The sequence below is a fragment of the Kocuria sp. genome (genome assembly GCF_030536815.1).
Classification (GTDB): Bacteria; Actinomycetota; Actinomycetes; order Actinomycetales; family Micrococcaceae; genus Kocuria; species Kocuria gwangalliensis.
In genome coordinates, this window is the sequence record NZ_JAUNPE010000100.1 from 1 (window position 1) to 7,835 (window position 7,835).

Consider the following 7,835-nt stretch of genomic DNA (forward strand, 5'->3'; position numbering starts at 1 on the left):
GCCTTCTCTCAGCGCCACCAAAGCCGCCCGTGGGAAGATGATGCAATGGTCGATCACCAGGATCCGACCCAATTCGTTGACTTCCCCCGATAGGCTGCCCGTTGTCATACCCTCCCGCGCTCACTCGTTCAAAATCTCTGCCGTCCGTGATCCGACCGCTGCTCACCGTGGCGGTGCTGAGCGCTTGCGTGGCCCTGACCAGCTACATCAGTCTCATGACCATGACGGGTCAGTCTCTGGACGACGAGGCGTTGACGCAGGCCAAGGCCGATCGCACCAACTTCTTCCCGTGGATCTTCGTGGCTGCGGCCCAGCACATGCCGGAGCTGGTGTCGATCGCCGCCGCCGTTCTGGCTCTCGTGTGGACGGTGCGCACGCGCCGCTGGATTCCCGCGCTTGTCGGCCTGGGAATGATCCTGGGGGCGAATCTCACCACGCAGTTCCTCAAACGCGTGCTCCTGGACAAGCCCGACTACGGCATCCAGCAGATTGTGCATAATTCGTTCCCGTCCGGTCACACCACAGCCACGGCCACGATTCTCGTGGCCCTTCTGCTGGTCGCTCCCCCGCAGTTGCGCGCCAAGACAGCCACCTGGGGATGGGTTCTGGCGGCCATGACGGGCATGCTCACCGTCGTGAACGGCTGGCACCGCCCGTCCGACGCCGCCGCCGCCCTCCTCGTGGTGGGCGCCTGGGGTGTGCTCGCGGTCCTGACGATCGGCCTCGCCGACGGCGCACTGTCCCGTCCCGGGGGCCGCCCCACCGATGCGTACCGCCGGGTGCGGGAGAAAATGGCCGTCCGTCGCGGGAATCTCCTGCAGCGGGAGGATCGGGGCGAGAGCGCCTTCATTCCGCCGGCAGCACCCCGGCAGCAGCAATACCGGGAGCAGCCGTACCAACCGCACCAGCACCCGGGGTACCAGCAGGGCCCTTCGTTGCAGTACGGCCGGCCTGGTTATGGCTACGCCGCACCGGTGCGCCCGCGTCTGGGCACGGTGATCACGCTGGTGGTCCTGGCGGCAGGCTTAACGGTGACCGTGGCCCTGCTGCCCTGGCCCGCGGTGGCCGGCACGGGGACCGGCCGGGCAACCGTTATTGCCGGATACCTTGGGATTGCGGCTGCATCTGCTCTGAGTTGGCGGGCTGTGGCTCGCTGGCTGCGGTCTCTGTCCTGACGGCGGCCAACCGGTCCAGGAAGATCCGAGCCACGCCGGCCTGATACGGCAGCCGGTACATGGAGGCGGTCAGTGTGCCGTTTGATGCGGTACTGGATTGTTCCGCGCGTTTCACGGCAAGGGCCATGGTGTCGGCTTGCTGCAGCACGAACGTGTTGGAGACCGGGCTGCCGTGGCCGGGCACGAATACTTTGTACCGCTCCAGGGCGGCCAGCGCGCGCAGGGTCTCCACCCAGCGTTGCGGGTACGAATCCTCGAAACTGGGGTCCGTACCTTCCTCGACCAGGTCACCGCAGAAGACGATGTCCGCCACACCCACGCACACGTCGTTGTCGGTGTGACCCAGCCCCAGGAAGAACAAGGTCACGAGCTTGTCACCGAGTTCGATACGGGTCAGCGATGGCCTGCGGCCGTTGCCGGGCACCGTGTTGGTGGGGAACACGAGCTGGGTGTCCAGCCCCTCACCGTCACCCATTTCGGGTTCCTGGGTGCCCACGAAACTGCGCTGGTAGTCACCGTGCTGCCGCATGGCTGCGCCGCAGGCCTTATGAGCCCAGAACTCCACGACACCGGCCCGCTGAAATGCCGCGTTGCCCATGTAATGGTCGTAATGCGCGTGGGTGTTGACCACGGTGAGGGGCAGGTGCGTGATCTCCCGGACGGCCGCCAGGATCTCCCGGCCTTGCCGGGGACCCGCGCCCGTGTCAATGACCAGGGCACGCTGAGATCCCACGATGAGCCCGGAGTTCAATCTCCAGTTATCCGTGCCGATCACGTAGACGCCGTCGCGCAGCTCGTGGATGCGTGCCATGCGGACAGCCTAACCGCCCGGGACCCCCTCCACATCAACCCGACGATTGAGGTCCGGCGGTGCTAGCCTGACCGGCGTGTTCCCCTCCCAGCCCGCCTCGCCGCCCCGGTACGACGCCGCCCTGCCGCCGGCCGGGCGGTTCGCGCCGTCCCCGTCGGGGGATCTTCACCTGGGTAATCTGCGCACCGCGCTGGCAGCGTGGGGCTTTGCGCGTGCCACGGGGCGGAAGTTCATCCTCCGGGTGGAAGACCTGGACCGGGTGAAGGTGGGTGCCGCGGAACGTAATGTGGCGGACTTGGCGGAACTCGGCCTGGATTGGGACGGCCCGGTCGATTACCAAGCACCCCGGATTCCCCAGTTCCTGGGCGAGGTTCGGCGGCTCACGGACGCCGGGCTCACCTACGAGTGTTATTGCACGCGCAAGGAGATCCACGCGGCGGCATCGGCACCGCACGGCATTCCCGGGGCGTATCCCGGGACGTGCAGGGATCTGAGCGAGCAGGCTCGCGAGCGGCGTCGGCAAGAACGACCGCCGGCCATCCGCCTGCGCGCGGACGTGCATGAATTCTCCGTGCACGACTACTTCGCCGGCGAGTACACGGGCGCCGTGGACGACATGGTGTTGGTGCGCAATGACCGCACCCCCGCCTACAATCTGGCCGTGGTCGTGGATGATGCCCACCAGGGGATCGATCAGGTGGTGCGCGGGGACGATCTGCTCCCCTCCGCACCGCGGCAGGCCTACCTGGCAGGGCTGCTGGGCTACCGGGCACCCGAGTACGTTCATGTCCCCCTGGTACTGGGACCGACCGGTGCACGGTTGGCTAAACGCGACGGAGCTGTAACACTTGATGAATTACATGCTCTGGGTTACACAACGCGCGACGTACTGTTGTGGCTCGGTCAATCCCTGGGGGTGAGTCGCACCCTGAATACCACCGCTGACTTGCTGAGAGACTGGAATCCCGGGGCTTGGAACACGGACCCCGCCACTTTCACGCAATGGCCCGAGAAACGGGCCTGACCCCATCCCGGGGTCAGCAATGACACTCAGCAGCTTTGGGTAGCTAAATAGCGTCCCCTACAGTGGACGCCGTCCAAATTTTTCGCACCGGAAGGGACACCCATGTCCGACCAGGCGTATCAACTCATCGCGATTGTGATTTATTTCTCAGGCATGATCGCGATTGGCCTGTGGGCCAACAGCAAGACGAAGAACCTCGACGATTACATGTTGGGGGGAAGAAATCTCAAGCCCGGCGTGGCTGCGCTGTCCGCGGGTGCTTCGGATATGTCCGGCTGGTTGCTCATGGGCCTGCCCGGTGCCGTGTACCTGACGGGCATGGTTGAAGCCTGGATCGCCATTGGTCTGACCATCGGTGCGTGGTTGAACTGGAAGTTCGTGGCGCCGCGGCTGCGCGCGTACACCGAGGTCTCCAACAACTCGATCACCATCCCGTCCTTCCTGGACAACCGCCTCAAGGGCAACACCCGCATGCTGCGCGTGGTGTCCGGTGTGATCATCCTGGTGTTCTTCACGTTCTACGTCTCCTCCGGCATGGTTGCCGGCGGCGTGTTCTTCATGTCCTCGTTCGGTTCTTCCTACCTGCTCGGCATGTTGCTGATCGCGGGCGTGACCGTGCTCTACACCTTCTTCGGTGGCTTCCTGGGCGCTTCCTACACCGACCTTTTCCAGGGTCTGCTGATGCTGCTGGCTCTGCTGATGGTTCCGGTGGTGGGTCTGTTCATGGTGGGCGGCCCCGCCGAAATGGTGAACAGTATCCAGAACGCCCAGCCGGACGCGCTGTCCCTGCTGGCAGGCGGCACCGCCGTGGGCGTCATCTCCGCGTTGGCCTGGGGCCTCGGCTACTTCGGTCAGCCGCACATCATTGTGCGTTTCATGGCCCTGCGCAGCCCGGCCGATGCCAAGTCCGGCCGCCGCATTGGCGTGAGCTGGATGATCCTCACCGTGATCGGCGCCATCTCCACCGCCCTGGTGGGTATCGCCTACTTCGGTAACCGCCCGGATCAGGATCCCACCGACCCCGAGGCCGTGTTCCTGGACCTGTCCCAGATCCTGTTCCACCCCGCCCTGGCCGGCCTGGTGCTAGCAGCGGTGCTGGCCGCAATCATGTCCACCGTGTCCTCGCAGCTGATCGTGTCCTCCTCCGCGCTGGTGGAGGACCTGTACAACCTGGCCGCCAAGAAGACCCCGTCTCCCAAGGCCCAGGTGTGGATGGGTCGCGCCGGCGTGCTGCTGGTGGCCATCATTGCCGCTGCTCTCGCGTGGGAACAGAATGCGACCATCCTGGAACTCGTGGGCTTCGCGTGGGCCGGCTTCGGTTCCGCGTTCGGCCCCGTGGTCATTCTGAGTCTCTTCTGGCGCAAACTCACCAACACCGGTGCGATCACCGCGATGATCGTGGGCGCCGTGACCGTGTTCGTCTGGCAGTACACCCCGTGGAGCGATCTCTACGAGATCATCCCCGGCTTCTTCCTGGGCATGCTGGCCGCGATTGTCGGTTCCCTGGCCACCTACAAGCGTGACCCGGAGATCGAGGCCGAGTTCGACCAGGCCGTGCGCCTGGCCAACGATCCCCACCAGGCACCCACGGAAGCCGCCGCCTCATCGCGCGTCGAATCAGACGTGGCCGCCGGCCGCAACTGAGTTCCACCCATGGCCGGGGCGCCGTCCCCGCCCATGATGCAAGGGTCCCGATCACCACCCGGTGAGCGGGACCCTTGCATTGCATCCCGATCACGGCGTTAATGCAGTCATGCTGATCAATCCGCTCTACCAACCCGTAGCCGGTCATGATTTCACCGATGTCATTGCCGACTACCCGCTGGGGATCATTGTGGGTTCCGAGCTGATGGCCGCCCACCTGCCGATGCTGCCGGTCCGAGAACCCGACGGGTCAGTTGTCATCGAAGGTCATATTCCCCGGGCGGATCCGTTGCACGCGGTTCTTGCCGAGGGTCGGGAGGTGTTGTTGATCTTCCCCGGCCCCTCTTCGTACATCAGCCCGGAATGGTACACCCGTGCGGGATTGCCCACCTACGATTTCGAGCCCGTCCACATTCGCGGCCGAGCCACCATGATGGAGCAGCCCGCGCTGGAGGATCACCTGCGGAGGCTCATCGACCATCATGAGGAGCGGGTGCGCCCGCGCCAGGTGGGTCCTGATGCCACGACGTCCGCCGGGTCTTCCGGGCCGTGGCGGATGGACGACAGCACCGAGGAGTCGATGGGACGGCTCCTGAGCGCCATTGCGGGTTTCCGGCTGCGCCCGCGGACCGTGGAGTTCAAGTCGAAAATCGGCCAGAACAGGCCCGCGGACGAGGTTCCGACCACCGCGGGCCACTTGTCCCGCATGCGACACCCGGATGCGCGCTACCTCGCCGATCTCATGAACCGCGTGACCACACCCCGTGACGACAAGGACCCGCCCGGCCGGTGACACGGGTCCTACCGTGAGCTTTCGACAACGACGGCGCTCGCGGCGTCGTCGTCCCCCGCGCACCGTGGCCGGGTGGGCGGGATCAGAAGCCGAGCGAAACGAGGGCCTTGCGCATGGCCTGGGCGGAATCGCGCAGCTGCTGTTCCTCGTGCTCGCCCATGGGGATCGCGAGCGGTTGCTCCACTCCGCGGCGGCCCACAATGGACGGGACGGAGAGGGCGAGTCCACTGATGCCGTGGAAGTCCTCCAGGATGGATGAGACAGGCAGTACCGAGCGCAGGTCACGCAGGATCGCCTCCGCAATGCGGATGCCGGACAGGCCGATCGCGTAGTTGGTGGCACCCTTGCCCGCGATCACCTTGTACGCGGCGTTGACCACCTGATCCGTCATCTCGGCCAGGCGCTGCTCGGTGAACGGCTTACGGCCGTCGATCTCCCACTCGCGCAGCGGAACCTGACCGATCGAGGCGGAGGACCACACGGGGAACTCGGAATCGCCGTGCTCACCAATGATGTACGCGTGCACGCTGGTGGTGTTGACCCGGGCCTCGTTGGCGATCATCCAACGCAGGCGAGAGGTGTCGAGCACGGTGCCGGAGCTGAGGACCTGTCGACGCGGGAGCCCCGTGATCTGCTGAGCCACCACGGTGAGCACATCGCACGGGTTGGTCACGAGCACGAAAATCGCGTGGGGCGCGTGCTCCATGAGCTGGGGCATGAGCGATTTGAGGATCTCGGTGTTGGCCCCGGCCAGGTCCAGCCGCGTCTGACCCGGTTTCTGCTTGGCACCGGCGGTGATCAGGATGACGTCAGAGTCCTTGAGCACGGCAACGTCATCGGAGCCCTCCACACGAGTGTCCGAGGCGAACAGCTGGCCGTGGGACAGGTCCAGCGCCTCCGCCTCCACCCTGGCGGTGTTGAGGTCGTAGAGGGCGATGTCCGTGGCGGTGCCGCGAATCATGCCCGCGTACGCCAGTGAGGTGCCCACCGACCCCGCTCCCACAATGCCGATTTTGGTTCGACGGACGGTGGCTTCAGTGCTGGTGGTCATGGAAACTCCCCGGTTACGGCGGATACGTCCCGCATGCCCACATAGTGTGTGTGGGATGCGGTGGGTTCATGTGGTCTTGCCACAGTCCATTCTGACGTATCCGCCGTGCCGGGGACAGTGCCTGTGACCAGATCGACAGGCATTCGGTGGTGCTCGCCGGGTTGCTCACTGGGGTGCTCGCCGGGTTATGAGCGGTGAGCGAAGTGCCCCTGGTGACTAGCAGTGATAGGTGTCGGTGGGCGCCTCGAAGTGCACGTCATAGCCCTCCGGGATACTCATGCCGAACGATGTGGCCAATCCCAGCACCTTGCGCGCACGGGCCAAGCGGGGCAGGTCTGAGCCGTTGCGGATCTGACCGCCGTCCGCCTCGAACTCCTGCAGGAAGTCCGTGGCCCAGGACAGCTCGTTGAGGCTCGGGGACAGACCTTCGTTGACCGTGGCGGTCTGCTCGGGCATAAGACAAAGCTTGCCGGTCATCCCGAATTCGGACGTCACACCGGTGGCCTCCGCGAGCTTGGCACCCAATGCACCCACAGCGGGGCCGTCGATCGGGCCCGGCAGATTGGCCGCACGCGACGCGATGGTGAACTGCGAACGGGTGTAGGCCAGGACCATGGGGCTCTCGCCGAACCCGGTGTCACGGCGGTAATCGCCGATGCCGAAAGCCAACCTGTACGTGGAACGCGCGGTGGCAATGTCCTGCAGGTTCTGCACGCCGCGGGCGGTTTCCACGAGGGCCACGATGCGCGTGCCCCGCAGCAGCTCCGCCGTGCGGGTCACGTGTTCCGGGGATTCGGTCATGGCCAGCATGACGCCCTCCAAACCGGGAGCTTCACGCAGGGCGCGGAGATCTTCTTCCCACCAGGCTGTACCAAAACCGTTGATGCGGACCCAGCCGTGGTTGAGCTCGTGGTTCTCGTTGCGTGAGGACAGCCACTTGATCACGTGCTGGCGGGCTGCAATTTTGTCCGCGGGAGCCACCGAGTCCTCGACATCGAGGACCACAACGTCCGCTGCGCTGCTGGCTGCCGCATCGAAGCGTGCGGGCTGCGCGCCGTTGACGAGCAGCCACGAACGGGCCAGCTCCGGACCAACCTTGGGCTGCTCAGTGGTCGTGATGGTCATTTCGATGGTTTCTGACAAGGTGGTGGACATGATTCACTTCTCGATCTGTGTCTAAGAACGGACGCGCTCCCGCAGCTGCTGTGCGGTGAAAGCGCGGGTCAGCCGCACACCTGAACCAACCTGGGAGATAATGCGGTCGGAGCGGGTCAGCTGCCAGTAGAGAGCCCCAGGACAAGCGGCACCAGTTCGGTGCGTTGATGACCTACGCGTGA

7 protein-coding genes are annotated in these 7,835 nt (G+C 65.2%); 4 read left to right on the forward strand and 3 right to left on the reverse strand.

From position 1 onward, the window contains the following. Positions 1–146: 146 nt before the first annotated feature. On the forward strand, positions 147–1,175 hold the full coding sequence (locus tag Q4E95_RS09350) for a phosphatase PAP2 family protein (RefSeq protein WP_303383049.1): 1,029 nt from the start codon (positions 147–149) through the stop codon (positions 1,173–1,175). On the opposite strand, the gene Q4E95_RS09355 is transcribed toward Q4E95_RS09350, so the two are convergent. After that, on the reverse strand, positions 1,093–1,986 hold the full coding sequence (locus Q4E95_RS09355) for an MBL fold metallo-hydrolase (RefSeq protein ID WP_303383050.1): 894 nt from the start codon (positions 1,984–1,986) through the stop codon (positions 1,093–1,095). The genes Q4E95_RS09350 and Q4E95_RS09355 overlap by 83 nt on opposite strands. Before the next feature lie 76 nt (positions 1,987–2,062). On the opposite strand from Q4E95_RS09355, the gene gluQRS reads away from it, so the two are divergent. From gluQRS to Q4E95_RS09370, 3 genes are all read left to right on the forward strand, one after another. After that, entirely contained in the window at positions 2,063–3,010 is a 948-nt protein-coding gene (gene gluQRS / locus Q4E95_RS09360; RefSeq protein WP_303383051.1) for a tRNA glutamyl-Q(34) synthetase GluQRS, read from the forward strand. Positions 3,011–3,112: 102 nt separating this feature from the next. Continuing rightward, a complete protein-coding gene (gene putP / locus Q4E95_RS09365; protein ID WP_303383052.1) occupies positions 3,113–4,654 on the forward strand; it encodes a sodium/proline symporter PutP in 1,542 nt (513 codons plus the stop codon). A 109-nt stretch (positions 4,655–4,763) separates the two neighbouring features. Further along, positions 4,764–5,447, forward strand: a complete 684-nt coding sequence (locus Q4E95_RS09370; protein ID WP_303383053.1) for an FMN-binding negative transcriptional regulator — start codon at positions 4,764–4,766, stop codon at positions 5,445–5,447. An 82-nt stretch (positions 5,448–5,529) separates the two neighbouring features. Here Q4E95_RS09370 and Q4E95_RS09375 read toward each other — a convergent pair whose 3' ends face one another. Further along, the gene (locus tag Q4E95_RS09375; protein WP_303383054.1) at positions 5,530–6,498 is read right to left on the reverse strand and encodes an L-lactate dehydrogenase; all 969 of its coding nucleotides are present in this window, start codon (positions 6,496–6,498) and stop codon (positions 5,530–5,532) included. 216 nt (positions 6,499–6,714) lie between these two features. Further along, the gene (locus Q4E95_RS09380) at positions 6,715–7,623 is read right to left on the reverse strand and encodes a CoA ester lyase (protein WP_303383055.1); all 909 of its coding nucleotides are present in this window, start codon (positions 7,621–7,623) and stop codon (positions 6,715–6,717) included. Between the last annotated feature and the right edge of the window lie 212 nt (positions 7,624–7,835).

Coding starts and splice junctions, on each gene's coding strand:
- Q4E95_RS09355 (WP_303383050.1), bottom strand. CDS start 1,986: ATGGCACGCATCCACGAGCTGCGCGACGGCGTCTACGTGATCGGCACG.
- Q4E95_RS09380 (WP_303383055.1), bottom strand. CDS start 7,623: ATGACCATCACGACCACTGAGCAGCCCAAGGTTGGTCCGGAGCTGGCC.
- Q4E95_RS09375 (WP_303383054.1), bottom strand. CDS start 6,498: ATGACCACCAGCACTGAAGCCACCGTCCGTCGAACCAAAATCGGCATT.
- putP (WP_303383052.1), top strand. CDS start 3,113: ATGTCCGACCAGGCGTATCAACTCATCGCGATTGTGATTTATTTCTCA.
- Q4E95_RS09370 (WP_303383053.1), top strand. CDS start 4,764: ATGCTGATCAATCCGCTCTACCAACCCGTAGCCGGTCATGATTTCACC.